A 25,595-nucleotide genomic window follows, 5' to 3' on the forward strand; every position below is an offset into this window, starting at 1 on the left:
AATAATAATTACTATAAAAAGTATAGTTGCACACTATTTTAAAGTGCACTATCTTTGCACCTTTTAAAATGTTATGAAAATGGACAGAAAAGAACTGTTTGAAAAGAAGCCAAAAATTAAAATCAACGATAAAGTATCTTACTGCCCAACGAGTGCAGCAATGGAATTGATAGGTGGTAAATGGAAGAGTGTTATACTAACACACTTAATAGGCGGTAAAAAACGCTACAACGAGTTGCGTAAAGAAATTCCTGGTATTACTGAGCGTACGTTGAGCTTACAGTTGAAACAATTAGAAGCAGATGGTATGGTAAACAGAAAAGTGTTTACAAAAAAACCACCTTTAAAAGTAGAATATACCCTTACGGAATTTGGGCGAACATTGGTTCCTATTCTAAATCTAATTGTTGATTGGGGATTACACGCAGCAGAAACTAAGGGAGAGTTTTTGTTTGAGGGATAGAGAGATTATTTAAAAAAAAACTTCCTTTACTTTACAACACTCAAAATATTTGAATTAGTTTGCTTACTACAAAAATGAGTGTATAATAAAGAGTGTCGGGGGATGCTCTTTATTTTTTTGCCTTTTAATAAAGGGTAGGAGAATTTTAAAGCGCTAATAGCAATACTACAAAGTCTTTCCTCTAAGGCATCAAAAAAAGCCTTAGAAAGGCCTTTAATGAGTCCAGAAAATTTATCGCATAAAAAAAGCCGACTAATTAAAGTCAGCTTTTCTCGTTGTACAGGCGGAGAGACTCGAACTCTCACACCGTAAGGCACTAGATCCTAAGTCTAGCGTGTCTACCAATTCCACCACGCCTGCATTTCAATAAATCGTTACTCGTTTACTTCGTAACGGGGTGCAAATATAATACATTTTTTCAATTGCAAAATATTTTTTTAATAAAAATTGCAATTCGTTATTCGTATTTTTACTTCAAATATGAGATTATAATGCAAGATCCAAAAGAATATATAGCACAACACAAAGACAGATTTCTTAACGAACTTATAGAACTCCTTAAAATACCGAGTGTTAGCGCAGACTCTGCCTATGCAGAAGCCACACATCAAACTGCCGCAACCGTTGCCGAAAGCTTACGTAAAGCTGGTTGCGATACCGTAGAAATTTGTGAGACACCAGGCTACCCAATTGTGTATGCAGATAAGATTATAGATAAAAACTTACCTACAGTACTCGTGTACGGTCACTATGATGTACAACCAGCAGATCCTATAGAACTATGGGATTCTCCACCATTTGAACCTGTAATTAAAAAAACAGATAAACATCCAGAGGGTGCCATCTTTGCACGTGGTGCTTGTGACGACAAGGGGCAAATGTATATGCACGTAAAAGCACTTGAGTATATGGTTGCAAATGACAAGCTCCCTTGCAACGTAAAATTTATGATAGAGGGTGAAGAAGAAGTAGGAAGCGCAAACCTTGCTTGGTATGTAGAGCGTAACCAAGAAAAACTAGAAAATGACGTCATCCTTATTTCAGACACGGGGATGATTGCAAATGATATTCCTTCTATTACAACAGGCCTACGTGGCTTGAGCTATGTAGAAGTAGAAGTTAAAGGACCTAACCGTGACTTGCATTCTGGATTGTATGGTGGTGCCGTAGCAAACCCTATTAATGTGTTATCAAAAATGATTGCTTCACTACACGATGAGAATAATCACATCACTGTAAAAGGCTTTTATGACAAGGTAGAAGAACTCACACAGGCAGAGCGCGATAAAATGGGTGAAGCACCCTTCTCACTAGATGAGTATAAAAAAGCGCTAGATATAGACGCTGTGTATGGAGAAAAAGGATACACTACAAACGAGCGCAACTCTATACGCCCTACCCTAGACGTAAACGGTATCTGGGGAGGATATACAGGAGAAGGAGCCAAAACAGTGATTGCAAGCAAGGCATATGCAAAAATATCAATGCGACTAGTCCCACACCAAGAGTGGGAAGAAATCACAGAACTATTTAAAACGCATTTTGAAGGTATTGCTCCAGCAGGCGTAAAAGTTAAGGTAACACCTCACCACGGAGGTCAAGGTTATGTCACTCCTATAGATAATGTGGCTTATCAAGCTGCCGAAAAGGCGTATGAGCAAACTTTTGGAAAAACACCTATACCTCAACGTAGTGGAGGTAGTATTCCTATTGTGGCACTTTTTGAGAAAGAGCTTAAAAGTAAAACAATCCTTATGGGCTTTGGTCTCGACAGTGATGCGATACACTCACCAAACGAGCATTTTGGCGTATGGAATTACTTAAAAGGAATAGAAACCATTCCCTATTTCTACCAGTATTTTACAGAGATGAGTAAATAGCACTACATCTTATTTAATAAAAAGCGCTTTGGTAATTTACAGATTACTAAAGCGCTTTTTTTATATCAATATTTTTCAAAAAACGAAGCCAGACAATAGACAGAAGCCTATCCCCTACTAAGATGAACGAGGGTAATTACGCTTTCGCGAAAACGTAAAAAGACACAGCTACAGACAGTTATCTTAAAATATTTTAACTCTACACTTGTAGAATTAAAATATTATTCTACATTTGTAGAGTACATTCTAACACCGTAGAACATTATGGCACTATCCACTTCTGAAGAACAGCTTATGCAATTGCTCTGGAAACAGGAAAAGGCTTTTATGAAAGATCTCATAGAGGCATATCCAGATCCAAAGCCAGCGACCACGACAATCGCAACGCTACTTAAGCGTATGCAAGACAAGAAGTTTGTAGATTATAAACAGTACGGCCGTTCTAGGGAATACTTCCCGCTTGTAAAGAAGACAGACTACTTCTCAAAACACGTAAATGGCCTGATTAAAAATTTCTTTAATGATAGCGCTGGGCAGTTTGCTTCATTCTTTACCCGTGAGACAGATCTCTCACAGCAAGAACTAGAGGAGTTAAAACAAATCATAGATAACCAACTTAAAGCCAAAAAGAAATGATACTCATCTATCTCTTAAAAAGCGCTTTATGTTTAGGCATCCTATTTGGCTTTTATAAGCTAGCGCTAGAAGGAAAAGCGATGCACCACTTTAAAAGATTTTACCTCCTGGCAAGTCTTGTATTTTCATTTACCATACCGCTTATCACCTTTACATACCAAGCAGCAGAAGCACCGCAGATTACTCCCATATTTCAAGAGTATGTAGAAACAGTTTCTGCTCCAAACCAAGTGCCTCAGGTTACCGAAGTAGATTACACATACACCGTTATCTGGGGAATATACCTTCTAGGGGTATTCATTTTTGGAACACGTTTTATTGTAAATCTTATGCGCTTAAAGCGAAAGATACATCAGGCAGAGCTGCACCCATCATCACACTTTACGCTTGCCCTATTAGAGCAAGTGATGGTACCACACTCTTTTCTAAAGTGGATTTTTGTAAACAGACAATCATACACACAACAAGAAATAGCTCCAGAAGTACTTGCTCACGAAGCAACTCACGTACGCCAAAAGCACTCCCTAGATATTATTGCCATAGAGTTTATACAGGTCATTTTCTGGTTTAATCCGCTGGTGTGGCTCTTTAAAAGTTCTATAAAATTAAACCACGAATTTCTAGCAGATCAAGGTGCTATAATAGATAAAAGTAATATTGCTATATATCAAAACATACTCTTAAGTTATGCAAGCAGTACTCATCACACTGCGCTCGAGAGTCCTTTTAATTATTCATTAACCAAAAAACGAATCGTTATGTTATCACAATCATTTAGTCGTAAAAAAGTAATGCTGCGCGCATTACTACTCATTCCTATCATAGGTTTGTGTGTTCTCTTTTTTAATCAAGCTATTGTTGCACAATCGGGACCAAATGCTGTATCTGGTATTATGTCATACGAGAATAGTGCAACAAACACTCTAGAGCTAGAACTAGACACCGAAGGTAATTTCTATTACAAACTAAAACCTATCTCTATACAAGGCATCGAGAACCTTATTAAGGAAACGGTTTACGACTACTTATCTATACAAGGTAGACCAGGAGTATCTAGCAAGTTAGGAAGAGAAAAGCAACTACTCGTAGCAGAGCTATGGAATTTTAGTAGAGTTACTTTTTGCACTTCAAATTTAGTTGATGACCAAAATACAATTTTTGATCCTGAGGCAAATGCACTTGTAAAAGCAAATTTTGTAAAATCAAAAAAACCAAACTATGAAGACCTTGTTAAGTGGCAAAACACATCGTTGTTTGCCATATTTTTAGACAACGAGGAAATTTCAAATAAAACTATTTTAGATTACCACCCAGATGATCTCCCTTACTACGCTATTGGCGATCGCACAAATGGTAGATATAGAGTAGATGTATGGACTAGTCCATACTGGCAAAGTCAAAAACACGTAACTACCAAGGCACCTCAAACCTCAACCTACGCCACACAGTTTGTAGAAGGAGCATCACTTAATGGTAAAAACGCACTAGTTATAGAGGTACGAAATGATAGTATCTATATAAATGGACAATATAGTCCGCTTGACAGCTTTCGCGAAAGCGTAGATAATATCACCGCCCGGTGGACAAAAGAAGAGTTTGCAGCGCCTGTGAGGTCTATGATTTTTAAGGGTAACTCAAAAGAGTTTATAAATAAAGCCGAAGCTGTTTTTAGACAAACGCAATTGTATAAGGCAAATAACAGTCTACGCCTTATTCCTCCGCCACCTCCTGCTCCACCGGCACCTAGAGGAGAGCTTCCTCCACCGCCACCGCCGCCATCTCCAGAAGAACATTTACTTAAAATGAACAAACTGGGTAGCCTTTTTATCCATAATGGCAAAGAAGTAACCTATGAAGAAGCTGTACGCCTGGCAAAAGGTGGTGTAACAGAAATTAAAACACCGTATCCTTACAGCAACCCGCCCAAAACTTTCATAGGAAGTACAGAGCCAATTAAACCTAAGGTAAGTAAAAAAGTAGGCGCTACCCTCTCAAATAAAAAAGGGCAGGGCAACGTTTTTAAAGATCCTAATACGTACCAGACTATTCATCAAGAAGTAATAGATCCAGCTAGCAGCCTATCGCAAGAGTCGTACCCTAAGAAGGTTGGTTTTACAGTGAGTACAATAGACGAGGTGTCAGAAAAAATACGATCTACAGAGGCAACAGACAAAGCAGTCGCTTCTTTTTTAGAAGAAAACAATATTGATAGTAAGAATGTTACTCCTATTAGTACTAGTTACAGCAAACCCAACAAATCAACACGCGTAATGCAACGAACTAGTTTTATTAAAGCTAAAGAAGATGGAGAACAAGCCGCTGTTTCAACTCAAAAAAGCAATCATTTTAAAGTTAAAGCAAGTTATGATGAAGATGGTTCTTTATCAGAAAACGTTGAACAGCACGCCCTAAATGGCGGTACTTTTGAATTTGAAGGAAAAGAAATCTCAAAAGAAGAAGCGATACTTAAATCTAAGGAACCTAATATTAGCACGCAGACTTCTACCTTACATAATAAAATGATTATCCATAAGGATCTACTTCAACAAAAAGCACTTTATTACTATAATGACAAGTTACTCTCAGGCGACGAGATGATTGAATTATTTGAAAACCCTTTGTATACTATGCAGCTCATTTCAAGAGGTTCTGAAAAAGAGAAACCATCTTTCAAATTTGTGAAAATCAAAGAATAATTACAAGCTATACTTCACACAGCTTATTTCTTAAAACAAAGCCAATAGCAAAGCCATTAATACAGATATATGTAGCTTTGCGGCAATGGATTATAAAAAGGAAATAAGCTGTTTTTTCTTTGATCATTTTATTGATTGGGGACTATCAGAAACCTTCTCTAAGTATCTCAATGCCTTTATACTAGGTGTTATTGTGCTAGTGTTGGTTTTTCTGGCAGATATGCTCGTGCGCAAAGTACTGCGCAACCTCGCTGCATATATTTCAAAAAGTTCAAAAACAAACTTTGATGATCTCCTCATCAAAAACCGAGTACCTAGAAGACTAGCGCACATACTCCCTTTATACTTACTTATAGGGGCGCTTCCATTTGTACTAGACGATTTTCTTGAAATTGAGCACGTCTTTAGTGTCATACTCAATCTTATAGGAGTCATTCTTGCGCTACGTATTATAAGAGCACTTTTACATACCCTTAGAGATTACTTTAAAACAGTACCAGGTTTACGTGATAAACCTATAGATAGCTACATACAGGTCTTTATGATTTTTGCGTGGGTGTTTACTATATTCTATGCAATAAGTCTTCTCACACCTGTATCACTAGGGCAGGCCTTGGGAACTTTTGGTGCCGCCTCAGCCATTATATTACTCATTTTTAAGGATACTATTCTTGGGTTTGTAGCAAGTATTCAGGTTGCTATAAATGATATGGTGCGCATAGGCGACTGGATTACTTTTGAAAAGTATGGAGCAGATGGTGATGTGGTAGAGATTAACCTCGCAACGGTAAAGGTTCAAAACTTTGATATGACCATCACAACCATACCTACCTACGCGCTTATCTCAGACTCTTTTAAGAACTGGCGTGGTATGACAGACAGTCCTGGTCGTCGCATAAAACGTTCTTTATATATAAAACAAGACAGCATAAAGTTTCTTACAGACGAGGATATACAGCGCTTTAAGAGGATAGGACTCATCACAGATTACCTCACAAATATGGAGGAAAAACTGGCTCGCATTAACGAGCGAGATGATTCTGATAAGTCTATCCAGATTAATGGTAGCAACCTGACTAACGTAGGTCTTTTTAGAAAATATATGGAGACCTATATTCAAAACCACAGCGCCATACACAAAGAGATGCTTCTTATGTGTCGCCAGCTGGCTCCTACTGCACAAGGTATCCCATTAGAGGTGTATTGCTTTAGCAAGGACAAAAAGTGGGAAAACTACGAGTACATAATGGCAGATCTTTTTGACCATTTTTTGGCCGCCGTACCTTACTTTGATCTTGAGCTCTTTGAGTACCCTAGTAGTCCTAATCGTGATAACTTTATAGACGTTTCTCAATAGGTTTTATACGCTTTCGCGAAAGCGTAACACACACAACTGCAACAATCTCATATTTTATGAGTCTCTTAAAGCAAGAGTCTCACCTACGCCTGCACCTTGTTATGTAATACATACGAAAAAGCAGGAAACCGTCGTTGTAGTACTCCACACCCTCATCAATCAGCCGGTTGCATAACAACCACCCACTCAAAAAACTAACTAAACGAACCGTATTATGATTCAATCCTTTTTTATTCTCTGCTCTGGTGCAGATCGTGACGTTTTAGACACCTGCTCTCGCGGAGAGAAGAATAAATATGCTGGCATAGGTGCTACCGTATTTTTTACAGCCGTATTAGCCACCATCGCAGCAACCTATGCGCTTTTTACCGTTTTTGATAATGTGTATAGAGCCATACTTTTTGGTTTATTATGGGGACTAGTTATTTTTAATCTAGACCGTTTTATTGTTTCTACACTCAAAAAGCGAAACAACTGGTGGAAAGAATTTGGAATGGCAATTCCGCGCCTTATTCTTGCGGTAATTATTGCTGTGGTGATTTCAAAACCCTTAGAGCTTAAAATATTTGAGAAAGAGATAGACCGCGTGATGCTCAGTCAAAAAAATGAGTTTACCGTGCAAAATCAAGGCGAGATACTCGCACAATACACCCCAGAAATCAATAAACTGGATGCCCAAATAGCTGCCGCAAAACAAGAAATCGCTACCAAAGAGACAGAAGTAAATAACTTATATGAAATCTACATAGATGAGGCAGAAGGTACTGCTGGCACAGAGCTACTAGGTAAAGGCCCCGTATATCAAGAAAAACGTGATAAACACGACGCTGCGCTTGCTGAGCTCACTACTCTCAAAGCCACAAATGCAGAAAAAATAGCACAAGCCGAAGCGCAAAAAATACAACTGCGCGATGAGTTCAACACTGCTGTAAGCACGAGTCAGCCCATTATAAATAACTTTGACGGATTAATGGCGCGCATAGATGCGATGAAAGAATTACCGTGGCTACCCTCGCTGTTTATTTTCTTACTCTTTCTTGCCATAGAGACGGCACCTATATTTTCTAAGCTTATCTCGCCTATGGGTGAGTATGATATAAAACTTGCAGACCACGAGCTCACCATAAAAGAATGGAGCGCACAAAAAGCCTTACAACGCAAGATCCTTACCGAGACAGATCATATAGTAAATGATCGGGTGTATACAGACATCGCTCAAGATGAAGAGCTATACAACTACAAGAAAAAGATGGCAAAAGAGATTTTAAAACGCCAGCAAGATGCCTTTTACAGGCGGCAGACTAAAATTTTAGGATAGTCACATTTAGTCCTATGTGCTATAATGTATCTTTATAGGAAATAGGCCTATTATGAAAACCGTTATCACGCTCTTGCTTGCTAGTTTCTTATTAATAAATTGCCAGCAACAACCTACAGTTGCTCAAGATAAGGCAGCCATTACCGCTGTCTTAAAAGCACAACAAGAAGCCTGGTCACAGGGAGATCTAGAAGCTTTTATGCAAGGCTACTGGAAGAGTGATTCCTTAAATTTTTATGGAAGTAAAGGCCTTACCTATGGGTGGGAAAACACACTAGCAAATTATAAAAAAGGATACCCTACGCTAGATCACACAGGTGAGTTGCAATTTGTGATAAATGATATGACACTCATAGAAGAAAACGCTTATTACGTGATGGGAGAATATCATCTCAAACGTAAAGTAGGAAATGCAGACGGTGTTTTTATCATCATCTTTAAGCGTATAAACGGCGCCTGGAAAATTGTAGCAGATATGTCTTGCTAGAACGTAAAACGCATCTGTACATCGATCTCTTCTTCTTTTACAGCTTTTGCTGCATCCTTCTTTTTACGGTCTTCGGTATTGAGGTTAGATAGTGAGATGCCTAAAAGACGTACACTATTTTTCATTTTTTCTTGATACAGTAAGTCCTTTGCGGTTTCTAGTATGATGTCTTTAGACCTCACGTATAAGTCTAGCGTTTTTGAGCGGGTCTGGAGTGTAAAGTCTGAGTATTTTATTTTAAGAGTAATGGTCTTACCTGCTACTTTACTTTTTTCTAATCTTCTCTCCACTTCTTCGGCTATGTGTTCTAGCTTTTCAAGCATAAAAATCTCTGAGGTGATGTTTTCTCTAAAGGTGCGCTCAGCCGCAAGTGACTTGCGTATGCGGTTAGGCTTTACTTCGCTATGTTGTATGCCTCTCACAATATCATAGTAGTACGCTCCACTCTTTCCAAAGTTGTCACTCAGATATTCTTTTGATTTTAATTTGAGATCCATCCCTGTAAAAATGCCGTGTAGATACATTTTTTCGGCAGTCTTTTTTCCTATGCCGTAAAACTTTCTGATGTCTAGTTCCTCAAGAAAGGTGATTACCTCCTCTGGCGGTATGGTTTTCTGGCCATTGGGTTTATTAATATCACTAGCAACTTTTGCTATAAACTTATTGATGCTTATTCCTGCGCTGGCATTTAGTCCTGTTTTTTCTTTTATGCGTTGTCGTATCCACGAGGCAATAACGGTTGCGCTAGGCATTCCTACTTTGTTTTCGGTGACATCTAGGTAAGCTTCATCTAGTGATAAGGGTTCTACAAGATCTGTAAACTCGTGAAAAACCGAGCGTATCTGAGCAGAGACCTCTCGGTATCGCTCAAAGTTAGTCTTTACAAATATGAGGTCGGGACACAGTTTTCGCGCAAGCGCACCCGCCATAGCAGACCGCACGCCATACTTACGAGCCTCATAACTCGCTGCACTTACCACACCACGCTCACCACCGCCACCTACAGCAATAGCTTTACCTCGTAAATCTGGGTTGTCCAGCTGCTCTACAGATGCATAAAATGCATCCATATCTACGTGAATTATCTTTTTTATAGGCAGCTCAGACATTGTATGCAAGTTACAAAGTACTCAGAAGGTTTTGTACTATAAATCGTAACTTTGAGTATGTCTAAAACAGCAATCATACTCGGCGCCACAGGTCTTACTGGCGGACTTTTAACAGAGTTAGTCATAAAAGACCCAGCATTTTCTAAAGTGAAGATTTTTACAAGGCGGCCTACCTCTTTTACACACGACAAAGTAGAAGAGATTATTTGTGATTTACTAAACACGAGTACCTTCAAGGAGCAATTTACAGGTGATGTTATTTTTTGCTGCATAGGCACAACGAAGGCCCAAACGCCAGATAGGGAGAAATATAAAGCTATAGACTACGGCATCCCGATTGAAACGGCACAACTAGCAAAACAACACGGTATAGCAAGTTATATGGTCATTTCTTCGGCGGGAACTTCGGCTAAGAGTCCGTTTTTCTATGTGCGCACAAAAGGTGAGATGGAGCGCGACTTGAGTAAGGTAGGAATTGAGAACACCTACATTCTTAAACCTGCTTTTATAAATGGCCGCCCAGATGACGCTCGCAAAGGCGAGAAAGCTCTTAAAATGATGATGGCCGTTATGGACTTTTTTATGGTGGGACCGCTCAAAAAGTGGAAGTCTACACAAGCAAAAGATATTGCTAGAGCAATGGCACAACTTGCAAAACAAACAGTAACCCACACAGACATCACAAATATGGAGATTAAAGAACTAAGCAGTGCCTACCACGTTTAACCACATCACCGTTCCCTCCCAAGACCTTAAAGCGGCTATTGCGTTTTATACAGGCATTGGTATGGAACTTATTGAACACGAGCCTCAGCATCACGCACATTTTGAAAATAAGGAGCACGAAGTCATTTTTACAGCTTATTATAATCCCAAGCTTCCAGAACAACCCGTAACTGTTTACTTTGAAACAGACGGTATTGAGAGGTTTGAATTACGCTTTCGCGAAAGCGTACTCAGCCCCACCATATACAGAGACTGGGGTGGCAAAGACTTAACACTACAAGATCCCGATGGGAATAATGTGGTGCTTTACCAAAAGGACACACCTACGACCGTAACTCCCTGGCAAAAATAAACGCTATGAATCTCAACCAAATCACCGTACCGTCACTAGATCTTGCAACTTCCATTGCTTTTTATGAGCAACTGGGATTGCGTCTCATTGTAAAAGCCTTGCCACATTATGCACGCTTTGAGTGCCCAGAGGGAGATGCTACGTTTTCTATACATCTTGTAGATGAGCTACCTGCAGGTGCTGGAGTAACGGTATATTTTGAAACAGAGCGTTTAGACCAAGAAGTGTCACGATTACAAGGGGAGAATGTTACTTTTGACCTATTGCCCACAGACCAGTCGTGGTTGTGGCGAGAGGCAAGACTTAAGGATCCAGGTGGAAATCAAATTATTCTTTACTACGCTGGTGATAATCGTAAAAATCCGCCGTGGCGCATTAACTAAAGGCTAGATATAACAGCAACATTATGTTAGAAATAGAACGAAAATTCCTAGTAACCTCAGCGACTTTTAAAGAAGTTGCTCAAAAGTCAACTCGTATTACCCAAGGCTATCTAAGCACAGATCCTGAGCGAACTGTAAGAGTGCGCATTAAAGGCGAGAAAGGCTTTCTTACCATTAAAGGAAAATCAAACGATAGCGGTACTACGCGTGTAGAAATAGAAGAAGAAATCGCAGTAGACAAGGCGCAAACGCTTCTATCACTATGCCTTCCCGGAGTTATAGATAAAACACGTTACGAGTATACCGCAGGTAATCACACCTGGGAAATAGATGAATTTTATGGAGAAAACGAAGGACTAACCATCGCCGAAATAGAACTCAACGCTGAAGAAGAAGATTTTACAACACCAGAATGGATAGGTAACGAAGTGACAGGAGATAACAAATATTACAACTCGCAGCTATCTGAGAATCCTTTTAAAAATTGGTAAAATGAAAATTATACTCACTTTCTTAGTACTCGTACTACTAATAAGTTGTCAATCTAAGGTTGAGACAAATACTAGCGATGTCGCAGCTTCACCTAGTAAAGCACAACAAATTACAGATCTCAAAGCCAATGGTTTTGAGATATTCGATTATTACGATAATGATATTCAGGACACGGTAATTATGCAAAAGTATTTTCTAGCTTTTCTCAATACGGGACCTAATAGAGCGCAAAGTGAAGATGAGGCGGCAGAGATTCAAAAAGGACATCGCGCGCATCTAGGTCGTATGTACGAGCTAGGCTATGCAGATATATCTGGACCTCTAGAAGATAACTTAGGTATTACACAGGGAATAACCATTTACAACGTCCCTAACCTTGCCACAGCAGATAGTCTCGTACGCCTAGATCCTGCAGTACAAAGTGGCCGACTGGTAGTAGATATAAAACCGCTTTGGGCTGGAAAAGGGTTTGCTTTGAGATAGACATTACCCTCTAGAAACCTCAATTTTTTTCTTAATTTCATTACCTGCTGCATCTACTACGGTGAGTGTATAATTTCCTACTTCTGGTGTAACAGCTAGCTCGTGAAAATCTTCTGTAGCTCCTATAAACTCATTATCTAGATACCAGAAAATCTTAGTCTCAGGGTTACGGTGAGAGACTTTAAACACGACATCGTTTACTGCTGCATCAAAATCCTTGGGGAGTATAACTCCTTCATTATTTTTAGGATACATAAAGGCCATAGGCATTTCTCCAGAAAAGCTACAATCTGGATGGTACGGTGGCAATTCTTTATAATCTGGATGCTTGCTTGCATAGTAATACTCCATTGTAGCAGGTAGTGTAAAATAGGTGACAGCCGTCATCTCATCAAGCTCATAACAATCTGAGTTTACTAGATATTCCTTATTTGCAGAGAGGTACATTTGCTTGTGATATGAGCAAGAAGTTGTGTGCTCCCCAGCGTGAGGTATTTGCTCTTTACGTGTTTCTACACAATATGGACTCGCTTTCATTCCGCTTTTTGTGCAAACCGTAGTCTCCACGAGTGCATCGTATGGAGTGTCAAACCAAGAGCCATTTACTGGCAAGCTACGCAACACATCAAAAAACAATGGCGCTGCTGCTTGTATTCCTGTAATCCCTGGTCTTCCTTCTCCATCTGCATTACCTACCCACACTCCTATTGCATATTGAGGCGTAACCCCTACTGCCCACGCATCTTTAAAACCAAAACTCGTCCCTGTTTTCCAAGCCACAGGTTGGGCATCTTCATAAAACTGCCAGTTTTCTTCGCCGCTTGGTCTATTTACAGTTTGCAGTGTCTCAAGCGTTTTATAAATAGCTCCCGCCGAAAATACCTCGGGCTCACTTTGCAAGGGGACACTCTTTTTTACAGAAGCCAGATTATCTCTTTTGACATAACGATAATCCCTATAAGACTCCAAAGTATACTCACTACTAGACCTATTAAATGTGTTAAGGGTGTTTGCCATCCCTGCATAGGTTTTTGTCAACTCAAAAAGACTGCTCTCTACACCTCCTAATATAATTGCAAGTCCGTAGTGAGAGGCGGGTTTATCTATACCTCTCATATGCATCTCTTGTACATTTTTATAAAACTTGTCAAGCCCGTACTCACGTAGTAATCGCACTGCAGGTACATTGAGCGATTTTGCAAGAGCCACATCTGCCGGTACTACGCCTTGATACTCGTTATCAAAATTTTGTGGTCTATAGGTACTGATACTCGTAGGTATATCTGGGACTAATGTTTGTGGCAATATGAGCCCTTCATCTAGCATTCCCGCATAAAGCAAAGGTTTTAACGTGCTTCCTGTGCTACGGTACTTTGTGATAATATCTACATCTTTTTGGTGTGCTGCATCTGTTGGTGCGTTTCCTACATAGCCTACAACCTCTTTTGTATTTACGTCCATAACCACTATCGCTAGGTTGTAAATTTCATTTTGCTTTAACAGGCCATAATGCTCTTTGGCAAGTCTATTGAGGTCTCGCTGTATAGGAAGTTGTACCGTGGTTTGAACTCTTTTTCCACGAGATTCTTTAGCAATTCTATCAACTAGATGAGGAGCAATTTGTGGTAATGGATAGGGTTTTCCGGGTAGTTTTTCTAGCAGCGATAGCTCGTAGGTAGTTTTGTCTATTTCTCCTGTTTCCCAAAGTTTTTTAAGGAGGTTGTTACGCTTTCGCGAAAGCGTAATCTCATTTTTACCCGGTCGCACCATACTAGGATTGTTAGGTAATACTGCAAGTGCCGCCATTTGCCCCCAACTTAACTGTGACGCCGGGAGTCCAAAATATCTCCAAGCGGCAGTTTCTAACCCTACTACGTTACCGCCAAAGGGCGCATAGGTAGCATACATACCCAGAATTTCATCTTTTGAATAGCCTGCCTCGAGACGTGTAGCTTTTATAAGTTCGACTACTTTTTCTGTATAGGAGCGTTGTTTTCCTTTTCTAGAAAGTCTAATTACTTGTTGTGTAATGGTGCTCCCGCCACGACGCTTATCTGTAGTGATATTACCCCATATTGCTTTTCCCATCGCCACGGGATTAAATCCTGGATGGGAATAAAAATACTCATCTTCAAATAACAGAATACACTTTTCAAACTTATGAGGAACACGATCTAATGCCGGAAAACGCCATTGCCCGTCACTAGCAATGCGGGCGCCCAGCAACTCACCACTCGCACTCTCAACCACTGTAGCGTGAGGATCTTTAAAAACCTGCTGCGGTATAGAAAAAACCCAGTACAACATAAATAACACCACAAGTATAAACTTGATTTTATGGCGCTTTATGATATGTAGGAGGCGGCTGTACATCGCTGTTAGTTCTTAACTTTTATCCAAGTACCTTTTGATCTGGCATAATAAGTCGCATCATACATAGCCTCTACCTGAGTACCTGGTAAATAGTAATCACCTAAGTAACTCGCATTAAGACGAACCGTAAATGTTCTTGTACTGGTCTTACTCATATCAAAATAAAACTGCACACGATCGTCTCTTATATCTGTATATCGGGCGCTTCCTGCTGTACCTCCCTGAGCATCTGTAAAACGTGTATTTACTATCTCCCAACCGCTAGGGAAGATTTGTGTAAGCGCGACATTATCTACATAATCTCTGCTCGTATTACTCACCGTAATTTTTGCTGTAAACTCTTCTCCCTGCTGGAGATTATTGATAGACATCACTTTACCAGCGAGGTTATAAAAGGTTGTTTTAACCTGTAGGTTTTTTTGATTTACAAGCTCTTTGCCTAATGGTAACTTACCACTTTGCACAAGACGTATGAACACGGTACTATTTTTAGCATTTTTTATAACGAGTTTATTTGTTCCGTCCTGTGTTTTTATATCACGTAGAGCGATAGCTTGCTGAGTATCTACACTATACTCTTTTCCATCTTTTGTATAAGAGAACTGCATTGCTTTACCTCCGTTCTTTACAACCATTTTTGCCATAGCCAGCAGTGCATAACTGGTTTCTTGAGTACTTAACCACCTGTCTGAAGCTAGCGTTTTGGCTATACTTATAGCAAGCTCTTTTTGCTTACTATCATTAAGAAGCACCATCGTTTCTAGCGCCATTGCCCTGTTGCGATATACCGAGCCATAGGTATGGTAGTCATACTTTTTTGGAGTAAAATCTACATTTGCCGTAGCGGCAAGTTGGCCAGCTACTTTGTCTTGACCTGCTAGTGCATAAGCTCCTGCAAGCCTCCAGGTTGCTTCATTACTTAAATTTGTATTCTCACGAAGACGGTTCATCGCTGCAAGGTCGGGTTGTCCCTCAAGTGCGAGCGTATATAAGCGATATGCTTGTACTAGCGTTGCATTATAACTTTGTTGTCCAGATCTCCATTCACGAGCCTCCTTTTTCTGAAAACGTAACCAGTTATTCATAAAAGTGAGCGGTAATGCATATCCCTTTTTCTGGGCTTCTATCATAAAGTGTCCAGCATAGGTGGTACCCCATAGGTCTGCTTCTGTTTCTCCCTGCCAGTAACCTAGACCTCCGTCTGTGTTTTGGAAACGGCCTAGCCTCGCAATACCGTCTTTAATATGCTGTTGCGCATCCCGTTTTTGCTCATACGTAAGATCAAAAACATCATCTAAAAACAGTTGCGGAAAAACTCCAGAGGTAGTTTGCTCTACACAGCCGTGTGGGTAACGTATTAAATACTGCATACGCTTAGTAAAATCCATAGGTGGTAATGTCGAAAACTCCAAAGCGCTTTCATTAGTCCCTGCCACACCATACGTCTCATAATCAATAGTAAGATTACTGCTAGGGTCTAGTTCGTAATCGGTTACTTTTTGAGTAATAGGATTTGGGTTTTCTACGTCTATCTCAACATCATAGGTTGCACGTTCTCCGTGACCTTCTACAATAATTTGTACGGTTTGCACTCCTGTAGCAGCTTGCACATCAAACTCAAAAGGAACTATTTTTTCTCCCACTTGCGTGAAATTTACCTTTTTTACATTCCCTTCAGATGCTTTAAAAGCTTCAGATGTTTTGACGGTAATCTTAGCCTGCTTGATGTTCTTTTCCATTGCAAACACTGTTACTGGTAAAGTCACGTGTTCTCCCGGAGATAACTTTCGCGGAAGCGAACCTAAAACCATAAGCGGTTTACGCACAGGTACTGTCTTTTCTACAGATCCATAGGCGCTTTTTGTGGCATCTCCAGCAATTACCATTGCTCTCACAGAGCCTACATAGTTAGGCATCGTTACCTTATGTGACTTTGTTTCGTTTTCGCTTAAAGCGAAAGGCCCCAAATAAGTAACTACAGGTTTAAAGCGTTCTGCCTTTCTATTTTTGGCAGCACTCGCAGCATCACCACCTCCTATTGCATAAATATTATCTACACTGCCAGAATATGCACCTATCACATAATCATACATATCAAAAGACTTCACACCTAGTGCTTCTCTGCTATAAAAATGCTTATGAATTTTTGGTGTTTGAAATCTTGTAAGATTCAGCAAGCCATCATCTACTACGGCGATGGTGTAGGTCATCTGTTTATTATTTTTTTCTGTGATTTTGATGGTATATGGCTCTTCTGGCTTTAATACATCTGGCATAGTGACTACCGGCTCTAACACTGTTTGTCTATCTTTTACCATCAAAGGAATTACACCATAAAGCCTAATAGGAAGGTCATTTACAGATTGTTTATGAGGTTGTAATAGCGAAATATTCACATACACATTAGGCGCCATTGCGGAGGTAACATGTATGGAAAAATTGGTTTTACCTTGCTGGGTTTCTACCCAATAACTCTCGAGTACTTTTGTACCATTTTCAATACTCACAAGCGCTCTACCTCCCGCCGAAGATGGGAATGTAATGGTGGCATTATCTCCCACACTATACTCTTCCTTATCTGCCGAAAACACGAGCATCTTTGCACTTTCTGAGTCCCTTTGAAAACCACCCCAGTTTCTATAAAAATATGCGATACGGCCTGTAGCGTGACCGCTTTCTGGATCTATAACACGTATGAGATAACGCCCGCTTTCCTTCTCAGGAATATTGAGGTTAAAACTTGTTTTTCCGTTAGAACCAGAAGTGACTGTAAAGTCTTGTACAGGTGTATGTACGGTACTTGTTTCATAAGTAGAGTAATTATCTCGACTCCTGTTCCACCACCAGCGCCAAGACATTTTAAATACTTTTACTTGAAGCTTACGACCCGCAGCTGGTGCGCCTTGAGCATTTGTAGTAGCTAGGTCAAACTCTATATTTTGATCTGTGTAATAACTGCCGTAGGCACGACTTTTTGGAGCTCGCAGACCAACAAAGTGATCAAACGGTGCGACATCCTTACTTACCACATCTAGAGAGAAGTCACCTCCTCCCTCATAGGCTTTTGTAACAAACGTTGCCTTGAGCATACCCGGTGCTCGCTTACTCAAATCTATTTTTTTATTAATCTTTATGTTGCCTTCATTATCCAGAGTGCCATCTAGCACATCTATACTAACCTCATCAAACTCCCTAATTGGGTCATAAAAATTATATCCAGGAAACTTGCTAAACCCGCTACTTGACTTGCGTATAGTTACGTTTGTTTTAATTTTCAAATTTCTGGCAGGCGCTCCGTGTAACCATTTTACAGCGGCATCTCCCATAAGATTTCCGCTTGCTTGTAGTATCTCATCTTTAAAAGTAAGGTCTACTTTAAGGCGATTAGGTTTTATGGTTTCTACTTTGAGCGTTTTGTTAAATGTGGCACCTCCCACAGAGATGGTAGCATTATAGTTACCCGTAGGAGCGTCCTGCTCTGTAGGAACCGGGAAATAATAAAAGTTATTAAGCGCTTGGCTTCCATTTTGAGATCCTCTTTTTGATCCAGACGCTACCTTTCTATACATAAGTTTACCTCGTGCATCTGTCACTTCCAGCTTTACTGGGTGGTCTTCTGGCAGCGGGTTTGCCTTATCATTAAGTGCAAAAGTAAGGTGGATGGTATCTCCAGGGCGATGTACACCTCTGTCTAGGTAGGTAAAACCTTTAAGCCCTTTTTCAAGTTGATTACCCGCAATATCAAATTTACTCATAGAGAGACTATGCCCATCTTGCAGTTTTAAGTAAGCATAGTTTCCATCTTTTACTGCAACAGCATATACTGGGTAGCCATCTGGTGTTACTTGAGCTATTCCAGTCGCATCTGTAGTGACTGTTGCAATAGGTTGCTTTTGGTAATTATATAATGTGATTTTTGTGTTTGCCTCTGGCGTAGTAGTCACAATATCTGATGTTGCAAACAAGTAGGAATTGTCTTTTCCTTTTTTTACAATCACCCCTAGATTACTCCCTAGTAAATTACTATTTACAAATTTTGACTCTTGATAGTATGCAGGGTGGCAAGGATTATCTTCTTGTCTCCAGTCATACACTTGCTTACGCCATCTATAAATACGGTTATCCCAGTACTGCTCCTCTCTAGCATCTTCATCTGGACTTTCTACCTCGGTATATGCATCTTCATAATAGTCCTCATAACTATCTTCTTCTATACTACCAGCAACAGCATCATCACACTCATAAATAGCATAAGAAGGTTTGTAACTTATCTCTACTCTATACAATGCTCCAGGATCTGCCTTAAAAATAGCTGAGAGATCTACCCCGTGAGCTTGCCACTGGCCGGTGTTAAGATCACCTTGTTGTGCAATCTCAATCGTTTTTTTTGCTATGCGCCTACCCACTTTTTTAAGGTTATAACTACTCGTATTATTAAGCGATCCCTCTTGTAAAAACTCGAGTACATTATCTTCATAAATCTTAATCACTCTCACGTCTACGTGTGTAAGATTTACTGCCTCAAAATAGTAAGGAGTACTCGTAGATTTTGGAAGAATAACTCCATTTGTGATAGCCCGTATGGCAGGTTTTATTTGCTCAAAACTTACGGTCTCTTTAAAGGGTTGTTTCAACTTATAGTCATCAGTACTTTTTATTCCTTGAAAAACCTCAACCAGTGCATTACCTACTATCTTATTTTCTGGATATACCTGTAGTACATTTCCATTTACTTCAAAGCGAAGGTTTCCTGCACGCGCAATTGTCACGAGTCCAGCAAAGTTTTGGTTATCCTTTAATGGGTCAGAAAAATTTATAATCACAGAGGCGTTTGCGCCGCGCTCTTGATGTATGCCTATGATTTTAAAGTTATCTTTTCCTGGTATTTGTATGGTGTTCTTACCATTTGTGTCTCTGGCTCCTATAGCTTTACCATCCCAGGCAACCATAATTTGTGAATCTGCCTTAGAGCGGGAAATGCTATCTATTCTAAATGAATGAAATCTAGACACACCATCTTTATCAAACCATTTTACGGCTAGTGCATTACCATTTTGAGAAGCGTTTATGAGTTGTTGCGCTTTCGCGAAAGCGATATCATCACTCGCTTCTATTTGTCCTTCTAGATAATTATAATCCTTACTATATGATTGCAAAGCTCCCAGCGCTACTTTAAAATCTGGGGTAATGGTCTTGAAGCCAAAAGTAAATTGCTCCTTCCCTGTGTCAAGATCATCATACAGTTTATCAAGCATAAGAGTGACCTCGTATGCCGTGTCTGGTTTGAGAGGCTCTTCTGGTATAAACTCTAAGAGTCTACTGTTATGAAGACTAAACACTCCAGAAACTTTAGGACGCACTTTGATAATGTCATTAGGTAGCACCTGGTCTACCTCAAACTGCGTGAGTGGCTGTGCAAGCTCCACACGTATAGGGCTCATAACAGACTGTCGCCCCTCTGTCGTGTAAGAAATGTAATCTTTAAACTTAAAAAGATTGTCTGTAGGTGTGCTCTTCTCTTTACAAGAAATAGTTATGGTAAGCAAAGCCAGCAGGACGTATGCATACCTAGTTATAATCGTTTTTTTGATACAGGAGGATGAGAGATGATAGTTAGGCATTTTGAGTGATGGTGTTAGGTGCTTACTTTAGATCAATGTGCTTATGACATTAAAAATAAATCTAAAATAAGGGTGTTCTCAGACAAGCTAAAAATAGCTGATTTTAAACACATTGATGATTTATAAACGTGAAATATTACCTTGGGAGGTGTGGTTATAATTGCAACGCAAATGTTAAAAAACATCGTATGTTTCTATTTAACATTTGGCAGATATTTAACTTTTATCAAAGCTATATTCTCTTTCCACCTTGCATATTCTCACCGTATAGTTATCGTACCAGTCTGACTTCCCCATACGTTGCGCGCCTTGATGCTCTGCTTGGGCTTTCCATCTTGCAATGTCTTCTAGCGAGCGCCAGTATGATACCGTAATCCCTAGGTGGTCGCTATCATTTCTAGCTCCCTCTACTCCCAGAAAACCAGGCATTGTTGCGGCCAGCTCCTCCATAAGATCTGCTGCTTGTTTATAGCCTCTTGTGCTACTAGTTTGTGTAGACGTAAAGATTACAGCGTAGTAAGGTGGTTGCATTATTCTGTTTCGATTTTATATAAGATAGGCTTGCTAGGTGTGGCATCATTTTCAAAAGAGGCAATCTGGAGATTAAGAAGATACGTCCCGTCTGGAATTTTATGCGGCACATAGATCATCTCTGTAATGGTTGCATCTAGTCGTATCTCACCATTTACATCCCAAAACGCGTGATGTCCCTTAAGCTCTCCGCCATCCTTCTCTTTATCTACACTAGGTAAATCTATGAGGAGGTGTTTTATACCGCTTTCGCGAAAGCGTACCATCGCCCTCTCATCTACAAATGGCCAGTTTGTGTTAGACCAGTTCGTTGTTTTCTTTTCTCGTGCGTTAGGCAATGTGCGTATCACCAAAGCTTCTGGTGATTTATCTTTAAGAAGGTTTTTAAACTGCTTATCACTTAGTATAAAATCATCATCTTCATTATCAAGCGGCTCTGGTATGACCGTCACCACCTCTGCGATAAAGAAAAATGTTTTGAGATTTTTATTAATGCTATGCACCTTTTCTGTGATATGACCAGCGGTCTCTGTATGCGTTCCGTGAGAGTGTGGGTTAAAGGTGATGGTAGTAAAATTTACATCGCCTCCTTTGCGCACACTACCTACCCACTCGCCATCTGTGACTGTCTCAAACTTAGGCGGGTCAATATACCAAGCCAGCGGATTCTTCTTAGAAGTAAGGGGAATCGAGAGATCAATAGGTTTTGAAAGATTGACCTTAAAAGTTTCTTTATTATGAGTTATAGTTGCAAGCATAGCGTAATTAAAGAGAAAACTAAAGATAAAAATACTCTATTGATTTACCTAGAGTACTTAAACTCATTGCAACGAGTTAGGCTACTTTAAGTTGAGTATAAATAAGTCACTTGCAATACCATCACTTAAAAACTTTCCTTTTTTACTCACATAGACTCTATCTTCTTCTATAAAAAGCAAATGTTCCTCTATGTGTTTTTGAGCGTGTTCTAAAAAGTAGTTATAAAAACGCTCGCCATATTGTGCTTTTATCTCAAGTAAAGAAACTCCATACTGCGTGCGCAATCTCGTCATTACATACTCATTGTACTGGTCTGTGAGCGAGAGCTCTTCTACCTCTTGAGGTAGCTCTCCAGCCGTGATTGCTTTTATGTACTTTGGGTTGTTATTTATATTCCACGCGCGGCGCTTACCGTCATAGCTATGTGCAGAGGGACCTATACCTATGTACTTTTTCCCTTGCCAGTATGCCGTATTGTTTCTAGAATGATAACCTGGTTTTGCAAAGTTTGAAAACTCGTAATTTTCATAACCAGCAGCTTCCATCTTACGTATTAATAGCTCGTGATGCTCTTGTGCCACCTCATCTTCTACCGGAGGTACAATTCCTTTTTTAATAAAATTTTCTAGGGCCGTCTTAGGCTCTACCGTAAGCGCGTAGGCAGATATATGAGGTAGGTCTAACGCTAGTGCTTTATCTATATTCTCCTCCCAGCGCTCATTACTCATCCCAGGAATTCCATAAATAAGATCTAGCGAACTGTTAGGAAAGCTTGCTCTTGTTAATCGCAGGCAATCTATTGCCTCTTGAGCGTTATGAGCACGGTTCATTAATTTGAGATCTTCTTCATAAAATGATTGCACGCCTATACTCAATCTATTAATGGGCGATGCTGCGAGCTCTCTTATTTTTTGCTCAGTAAGATCGTCTGGATTTGCTTCTAGGGTAATCTCCGGATCTTCTTGAATCTTGTAATGTGCATAGCAAGCATCTATAATTTGTTCAATCTCGGCAGTGTTTAAGACAGAAGGTGTCCCACCGCCAAAATAAAGATTAGACACCTCTTCATTTTCAAACTCGGCTTTACGCATTTCAAGTTCGCTTATGATAGCCGTTATCATTTCCTCTTTTTTTCCCATTGTGGTCGAAAAGTGAAAATCACAATAGTGACACGCCTGCTTGCAAAATGGTATGTGGATGTAGATGGATGCCATATGTTCTAAAGAAATATCACTTCTTAACTCGTTTTTCATTTTGCTTTACAAAGCTCTCCCAGCCTGAGTAGCTTTTACCTATTTCTACTTTTCCAGAATTATAAAAGTGACACACTGCTGCGGCAAGACCATCTGTGGAGTCTAAGTTTTTAGGCAAGGTTTTAAGTTTTAGTAAAGACTGTAGCATTCTTGCCACCTGCTCCTTACTTGCATTACCGTTTCCAGTAACTGCCATTTTAATCTTTTTAGGGAGGTACTCTGTGATAGGGATTTCTCGAGATAAACCTGCTGCCATCGCCACTCCTTGTGCTCTACCTAGCTTGAGCATACTTTGTACATTCTTACCAAAAAACGGTGCCTCTATCGCAATCTCATCTGGGTGATACGTATCTATAAGATGTATGGTGCGCTCAAAAATGAGCTTGAGCTTCACATAAGGGTCATTATACTTTTGTAACAATAACTCATTGAGTTGCATAAACTCCATCTTTTTACCCACAACCTTGATAAGTCCAAAACCCATAATTGTGGTTCCAGGATCAATACCTAATATGATTTTTTCGTCTGCCAATGCTTTTATTGTTACTTTGTGCTCATCCTTAACAAAGAAATGAATGCCTAGATTATCTCACAAAGCTACGCAATTACTCTGGGCGACTCTTAAGATTCTCATTGTACTACTGGCTGGCTATTTTATTTATGACAAACTAGACCGCGGTGATTTACGGTCGCTACAATTTCAGCTTTCTGAAATTAGCACATCATCGTTATATTTCTATATTATAATTATGCTATTACTTACAGCTGCCAACTGGTTTTTTGAAATCAAGAAATGGCAAACTCTAGTGAGTATATATAGATTAGTACGCTTTCGCGAAAGCGCAATACAAACCCTCACCGCTCACCTCGTAGGGTTTGTAACTCCTGCCAAAGCTGGAGACTATGGTGCAAAGGCTCTCTATTATCCAAAAGAGCAACGCAAGCAGATACTCTTCTTAAACTTTATAGGCAATATGTATCAGCTGCTGGCAACGCTTATTTTTGGGAGCATTGGCTTAGGGGTTGTTGCCTTTTTTACTAGTGGGACAGCGATATTCTTTTGGAGTTTGAGCATATTTATGGCACTCGTATTGTACCAGATACTTCCTAAAATACTACGAAGTGTACACTGGACACTCAAAGGAAATCCTTGGTATAAAATCAAGAAGTACTGGAAATCTATTGCTGCACCCATCAAAAAGAAGGTGCGCTTGTTTTCCGTTATACGATATATCATTTTTGCACATCAGTTTTACCTCATTCTCTACCTGCTAGGAGCTACCACAAGTTATCCTTTTGTAATGGCGTGCATTTGTGCTACCTACCTTGTGAGCTCGCTTATACCTGTAATGCAGTTACTAGATGTTGTGGTGCGCGGTGGTGTGGCTGTTCTCATTTTTGGCTGGTTTAATGTACCCGAAGAGATTGTATTAAGTACTGTACTTTTAATGTGGCTGCTCAATGTAGTAGTACCGCTATTACCTGGCGCCTACTTTTTACTCGTGCAAAAGCCTACTAGCACCATAAAGACAGTATAATGATCTGGATGCTGTTTTTTGTTTTCTTACCCTATGGAATTATCATCCTCGGGTTTGCGCTTGAGATTAATCGCGCTGGCACGTTCTCACAAACTTGTGACGCTACAACTACCACATTTACCGTTATTGTACCCTTTAGAAATGAAGAAGCGCATCTTACTAACTTACTGCAATCACTAGCCGAAGTTGACTATCCACAAAACAGCTGGGAAATCATCTTAGTAAATGATGCCTCTACAGATAACTCTCTCGAGGTCATAAATAAGTGCATATCGCAATATGCGCTTACAAACATTGATGTTATAGACAACGTGCGCACCTCTGCATCGCCAAAGAAAGATGCACTCCAGACCGCCATCCATACCAGTAAACACCAGTGGATTGTGACCACAGATGCCGACTGTACCGTGCCCGTAAACTGGCTCAACACATTAGACGCTATCATCCAGCAACAATCACCACTTATGGTGATTATGCCCGTTGCCATCGCTTCCACGGTTAAGCCTTCATTTTTAACTGCCTATGAGCAATTGGACTTTTTGAGTCTTATGGGCGCAACCGCCGGAAGCTTTTATATGGGCTCACCTTTTTTATGTAACGGAGCAAATCTCGCTTATGAAAAAGAAGCCTTTACAGCCGTTCAAGGCTTTGCAAATAATAATCACATCGCTAGTGGAGATGATCATTTTTTGCTCGAGAAATTTCAAGAGAAGTTTAAAAATAGGATAAGCTATTTACGCTCTCCAGATGCGATTGTAACCACACAGCCTCAAGAGCAGTGGAACATATTTATAGCACAGCGCACACGCTGGGCGGCAAAGTCTAGTGCTTATACCTTTTGGTTCTCAAAACTAATGGGGATTCTTGTTTTGGCAGTTAATCTTTTAAGTGTTGTGGGAGTTCTTTATTACGCTTTCGCGAAAGCGGAAACCCAATCCATCATACTAATGGGCTTAGTCATAAAACTAGTGGTTGATGTTATCCTCATTGCATCCGAAGCTTCTTTTTACAATCGAAAAAGATATTTAAAATGGTATCCAGTTGTGATGGTTTGCTACCCTTTTATAAGCACCTACATAGCCCTTAGATCGCTTACTACTGAGTATCAATGGAAAGGTCGCAACTACAAGAAATAGTT

Annotated in this window: 21 protein-coding genes and 1 tRNA gene; 14 read left to right on the plus strand and 8 right to left on the minus strand. The window is 39.9% G+C overall.

Annotated features, from left to right (window positions below; all coding sequences use genetic code 11):
• Positions 1–79: 79 nt before the first annotated feature.
• Positions 80–463 carry a helix-turn-helix domain-containing protein gene (locus ACJJVM_RS06435; protein ID WP_299147848.1) on the plus strand — a complete coding sequence of 128 codons (384 nt, stop codon included), beginning with the start codon at positions 80–82 and terminating at the stop codon, positions 461–463.
• A 278-nt stretch (positions 464–741) separates the two neighbouring features.
• Here ACJJVM_RS06435 and ACJJVM_RS06440 read toward each other — a convergent pair.
• Positions 742–823, minus strand: a tRNA-Leu gene (locus tag ACJJVM_RS06440).
• A gap of 131 nt (positions 824–954) precedes the next feature.
• Between ACJJVM_RS06440 and ACJJVM_RS06445 the strand changes: the two genes are divergently transcribed.
• The 6 genes from ACJJVM_RS06445 (at position 955) to ACJJVM_RS06470 (ending at position 8,837) form a co-directional block, all read left to right on the plus strand.
• Complete coding sequence (locus ACJJVM_RS06445) at positions 955–2,343, plus strand: dipeptidase (RefSeq protein ID WP_405211147.1); 1,389 nt, start codon at positions 955–957, stop codon at positions 2,341–2,343.
• A gap of 264 nt (positions 2,344–2,607) precedes the next feature.
• Entirely contained in the window at positions 2,608–2,979 is a 372-nt protein-coding gene (locus ACJJVM_RS06450) for a BlaI/MecI/CopY family transcriptional regulator (RefSeq protein ID WP_035326836.1), read from the plus strand.
• Complete coding sequence (locus tag ACJJVM_RS06455; protein ID WP_405211148.1) at positions 2,976–5,675, plus strand: M56 family metallopeptidase; 2,700 nt, start codon at positions 2,976–2,978, stop codon at positions 5,673–5,675. The genes ACJJVM_RS06450 and ACJJVM_RS06455 overlap by 4 nt, the downstream gene beginning before the upstream one ends.
• A gap of 85 nt (positions 5,676–5,760) precedes the next feature.
• Positions 5,761–7,032 (plus strand): mechanosensitive ion channel family protein, encoded by a 1,272-nt coding sequence (locus ACJJVM_RS06460; RefSeq protein WP_405211149.1) that lies wholly within the window; start codon positions 5,761–5,763, stop codon positions 7,030–7,032.
• Positions 7,033–7,246: 214 nt separating this feature from the next.
• Positions 7,247–8,350 (plus strand): DUF4407 domain-containing protein, encoded by a 1,104-nt coding sequence (locus ACJJVM_RS06465; RefSeq protein WP_396597493.1) that lies wholly within the window; start codon positions 7,247–7,249, stop codon positions 8,348–8,350.
• 52 nt (positions 8,351–8,402) lie between these two features.
• Positions 8,403–8,837 carry a YybH family protein gene (locus tag ACJJVM_RS06470; protein WP_405211150.1) on the plus strand — a complete coding sequence of 145 codons (435 nt, stop codon included), beginning with the start codon at positions 8,403–8,405 and terminating at the stop codon, positions 8,835–8,837.
• On the opposite strand, the gene dinB is transcribed toward ACJJVM_RS06470, so the two are convergent.
• On the minus strand, positions 8,834–9,946 hold the full coding sequence (gene dinB / locus ACJJVM_RS06475; RefSeq protein ID WP_035335468.1) for a DNA polymerase IV: 1,113 nt from the start codon (positions 9,944–9,946) through the stop codon (positions 8,834–8,836). The genes ACJJVM_RS06470 and dinB overlap by 4 nt on opposite strands.
• A 57-nt stretch (positions 9,947–10,003) precedes the next feature.
• Here dinB and ACJJVM_RS06480 point away from each other — a divergent pair, with 57 nt between their 5' ends.
• Genes ACJJVM_RS06480 through ACJJVM_RS06500 form a run of 5 tightly spaced genes read left to right on the plus strand, consistent with a single transcriptional unit; the run spans position 10,004 to position 12,382 of the window.
• Positions 10,004–10,672, plus strand: coding sequence for an NAD(P)H-binding protein (locus ACJJVM_RS06480; protein WP_405211151.1), 669 nt, complete (start codon positions 10,004–10,006; stop codon positions 10,670–10,672).
• Positions 10,656–11,024 (plus strand): VOC family protein, encoded by a 369-nt coding sequence (locus ACJJVM_RS06485; RefSeq protein WP_405211152.1) that lies wholly within the window; start codon positions 10,656–10,658, stop codon positions 11,022–11,024. The genes ACJJVM_RS06480 and ACJJVM_RS06485 overlap by 17 nt, the downstream gene beginning before the upstream one ends.
• Before the next feature lie 5 nt (positions 11,025–11,029).
• Complete coding sequence (locus tag ACJJVM_RS06490) at positions 11,030–11,407, plus strand: VOC family protein (RefSeq protein ID WP_405211153.1); 378 nt, start codon at positions 11,030–11,032, stop codon at positions 11,405–11,407.
• 23 nt (positions 11,408–11,430) lie between these two features.
• The gene (locus tag ACJJVM_RS06495; RefSeq protein WP_405211154.1) at positions 11,431–11,898 is read left to right on the plus strand and encodes a CYTH domain-containing protein; all 468 of its coding nucleotides are present in this window, start codon (positions 11,431–11,433) and stop codon (positions 11,896–11,898) included.
• 1 nt (position 11,899) lies between these two features.
• Positions 11,900–12,382 carry a YciI family protein gene (locus tag ACJJVM_RS06500; RefSeq protein WP_405211155.1) on the plus strand — a complete coding sequence of 161 codons (483 nt, stop codon included), beginning with the start codon at positions 11,900–11,902 and terminating at the stop codon, positions 12,380–12,382.
• Positions 12,383–12,385: 3 nt separating this feature from the next.
• Here the strand turns inward: ACJJVM_RS06500 and pbpC are convergent, their stop codons facing one another.
• From pbpC to ruvC, 6 genes are all read right to left on the minus strand, one after another.
• A complete protein-coding gene (pbpC, locus tag ACJJVM_RS06505; RefSeq protein ID WP_405211156.1) occupies positions 12,386–14,755 on the minus strand; it encodes a penicillin-binding protein 1C in 2,370 nt (789 codons plus the stop codon).
• 5 nt (positions 14,756–14,760) lie between these two features.
• A complete protein-coding gene (locus ACJJVM_RS06510; RefSeq protein ID WP_405211157.1) occupies positions 14,761–20,376 on the minus strand; it encodes an alpha-2-macroglobulin family protein in 5,616 nt (1,871 codons plus the stop codon).
• A gap of 216 nt (positions 20,377–20,592) precedes the next feature.
• Positions 20,593–20,907 carry an antibiotic biosynthesis monooxygenase gene (locus tag ACJJVM_RS06515; RefSeq protein ID WP_298352613.1) on the minus strand — a complete coding sequence of 105 codons (315 nt, stop codon included), beginning with the start codon at positions 20,905–20,907 and terminating at the stop codon, positions 20,593–20,595.
• Positions 20,907–21,665 carry a cyclase family protein gene (locus ACJJVM_RS06520; RefSeq protein ID WP_405211158.1) on the minus strand — a complete coding sequence of 253 codons (759 nt, stop codon included), beginning with the start codon at positions 21,663–21,665 and terminating at the stop codon, positions 20,907–20,909. Before ACJJVM_RS06520 ends, ACJJVM_RS06515 begins: the two co-directional genes overlap by 1 nt.
• Positions 21,666–21,746: 81 nt before the next feature.
• Positions 21,747–22,880 carry a radical SAM family heme chaperone HemW gene (gene hemW, locus ACJJVM_RS06525; RefSeq protein WP_405212180.1) on the minus strand — a complete coding sequence of 378 codons (1,134 nt, stop codon included), beginning with the start codon at positions 22,878–22,880 and terminating at the stop codon, positions 21,747–21,749.
• 16 nt (positions 22,881–22,896) lie between these two features.
• Positions 22,897–23,451: a crossover junction endodeoxyribonuclease RuvC gene (gene ruvC, locus ACJJVM_RS06530; protein ID WP_035335461.1), complete on the minus strand. Its 555-nt coding sequence runs from the start codon at positions 23,449–23,451 to the stop codon at positions 22,897–22,899.
• 43 nt (positions 23,452–23,494) lie between these two features.
• Here ruvC and ACJJVM_RS06535 point away from each other — a divergent pair, with 43 nt between their 5' ends.
• Positions 23,495–24,457 (plus strand): lysylphosphatidylglycerol synthase domain-containing protein, encoded by a 963-nt coding sequence (locus ACJJVM_RS06535; RefSeq protein WP_405211159.1) that lies wholly within the window; start codon positions 23,495–23,497, stop codon positions 24,455–24,457.
• On the plus strand, positions 24,457–25,593 hold the full coding sequence (locus ACJJVM_RS06540) for a glycosyltransferase (RefSeq protein WP_405211160.1): 1,137 nt from the start codon (positions 24,457–24,459) through the stop codon (positions 25,591–25,593). Before ACJJVM_RS06535 ends, ACJJVM_RS06540 begins: the two co-directional genes overlap by 1 nt.
• Positions 25,594–25,595: the final 2 nt, after the last annotated feature.

The organism is Dokdonia sp. Asnod2-E02 (assembly GCF_045063915.1).
Lineage (GTDB): Bacteria > Bacteroidota > Bacteroidia > Flavobacteriales > Flavobacteriaceae > Dokdonia.

Bases quoted from the DNA above. Each gene is read 5' to 3' on its own strand.
- ACJJVM_RS06495 (WP_405211154.1), top strand. From the start codon at position 11,431: ATGTTAGAAATAGAACGAAAATTCCTAGTAACCTCAGCGACTTTTAAA.
- ACJJVM_RS06470 (WP_405211150.1), top strand. From the start codon at position 8,403: ATGAAAACCGTTATCACGCTCTTGCTTGCTAGTTTCTTATTAATAAAT.
- ACJJVM_RS06450 (WP_035326836.1), top strand. From the start codon at position 2,608: ATGGCACTATCCACTTCTGAAGAACAGCTTATGCAATTGCTCTGGAAA.
- ACJJVM_RS06520 (WP_405211158.1), bottom strand. From the start codon at position 21,665: ATGCTTGCAACTATAACTCATAATAAAGAAACTTTTAAGGTCAATCTT.
- ACJJVM_RS06435 (WP_299147848.1), top strand. From the start codon at position 80: ATGGACAGAAAAGAACTGTTTGAAAAGAAGCCAAAAATTAAAATCAAC.
- ACJJVM_RS06510 (WP_405211157.1), bottom strand. From the start codon at position 20,376: ATGCCTAACTATCATCTCTCATCCTCCTGTATCAAAAAAACGATTATA.
- pbpC (WP_405211156.1), bottom strand. From the start codon at position 14,755: ATGTACAGCCGCCTCCTACATATCATAAAGCGCCATAAAATCAAGTTT.
- ACJJVM_RS06455 (WP_405211148.1), top strand. From the start codon at position 2,976: ATGATACTCATCTATCTCTTAAAAAGCGCTTTATGTTTAGGCATCCTA.
- ACJJVM_RS06460 (WP_405211149.1), top strand. From the start codon at position 5,761: ATGGATTATAAAAAGGAAATAAGCTGTTTTTTCTTTGATCATTTTATT.
- ACJJVM_RS06500 (WP_405211155.1), top strand. From the start codon at position 11,900: ATGAAAATTATACTCACTTTCTTAGTACTCGTACTACTAATAAGTTGT.
- ACJJVM_RS06535 (WP_405211159.1), top strand. From the start codon at position 23,495: ATGCCTAGATTATCTCACAAAGCTACGCAATTACTCTGGGCGACTCTT.
- dinB (WP_035335468.1), bottom strand. From the start codon at position 9,946: ATGTCTGAGCTGCCTATAAAAAAGATAATTCACGTAGATATGGATGCA.
- ACJJVM_RS06540 (WP_405211160.1), top strand. From the start codon at position 24,457: ATGATCTGGATGCTGTTTTTTGTTTTCTTACCCTATGGAATTATCATC.
- ACJJVM_RS06445 (WP_405211147.1), top strand. From the start codon at position 955: ATGCAAGATCCAAAAGAATATATAGCACAACACAAAGACAGATTTCTT.
- ACJJVM_RS06465 (WP_396597493.1), top strand. From the start codon at position 7,247: ATGATTCAATCCTTTTTTATTCTCTGCTCTGGTGCAGATCGTGACGTT.
- hemW (WP_405212180.1), bottom strand. From the start codon at position 22,880: ATGGCATCCATCTACATCCACATACCATTTTGCAAGCAGGCGTGTCAC.
- ACJJVM_RS06480 (WP_405211151.1), top strand. From the start codon at position 10,004: ATGTCTAAAACAGCAATCATACTCGGCGCCACAGGTCTTACTGGCGGA.
- ACJJVM_RS06490 (WP_405211153.1), top strand. From the start codon at position 11,030: ATGAATCTCAACCAAATCACCGTACCGTCACTAGATCTTGCAACTTCC.
- ACJJVM_RS06515 (WP_298352613.1), bottom strand. From the start codon at position 20,907: ATGCAACCACCTTACTACGCTGTAATCTTTACGTCTACACAAACTAGT.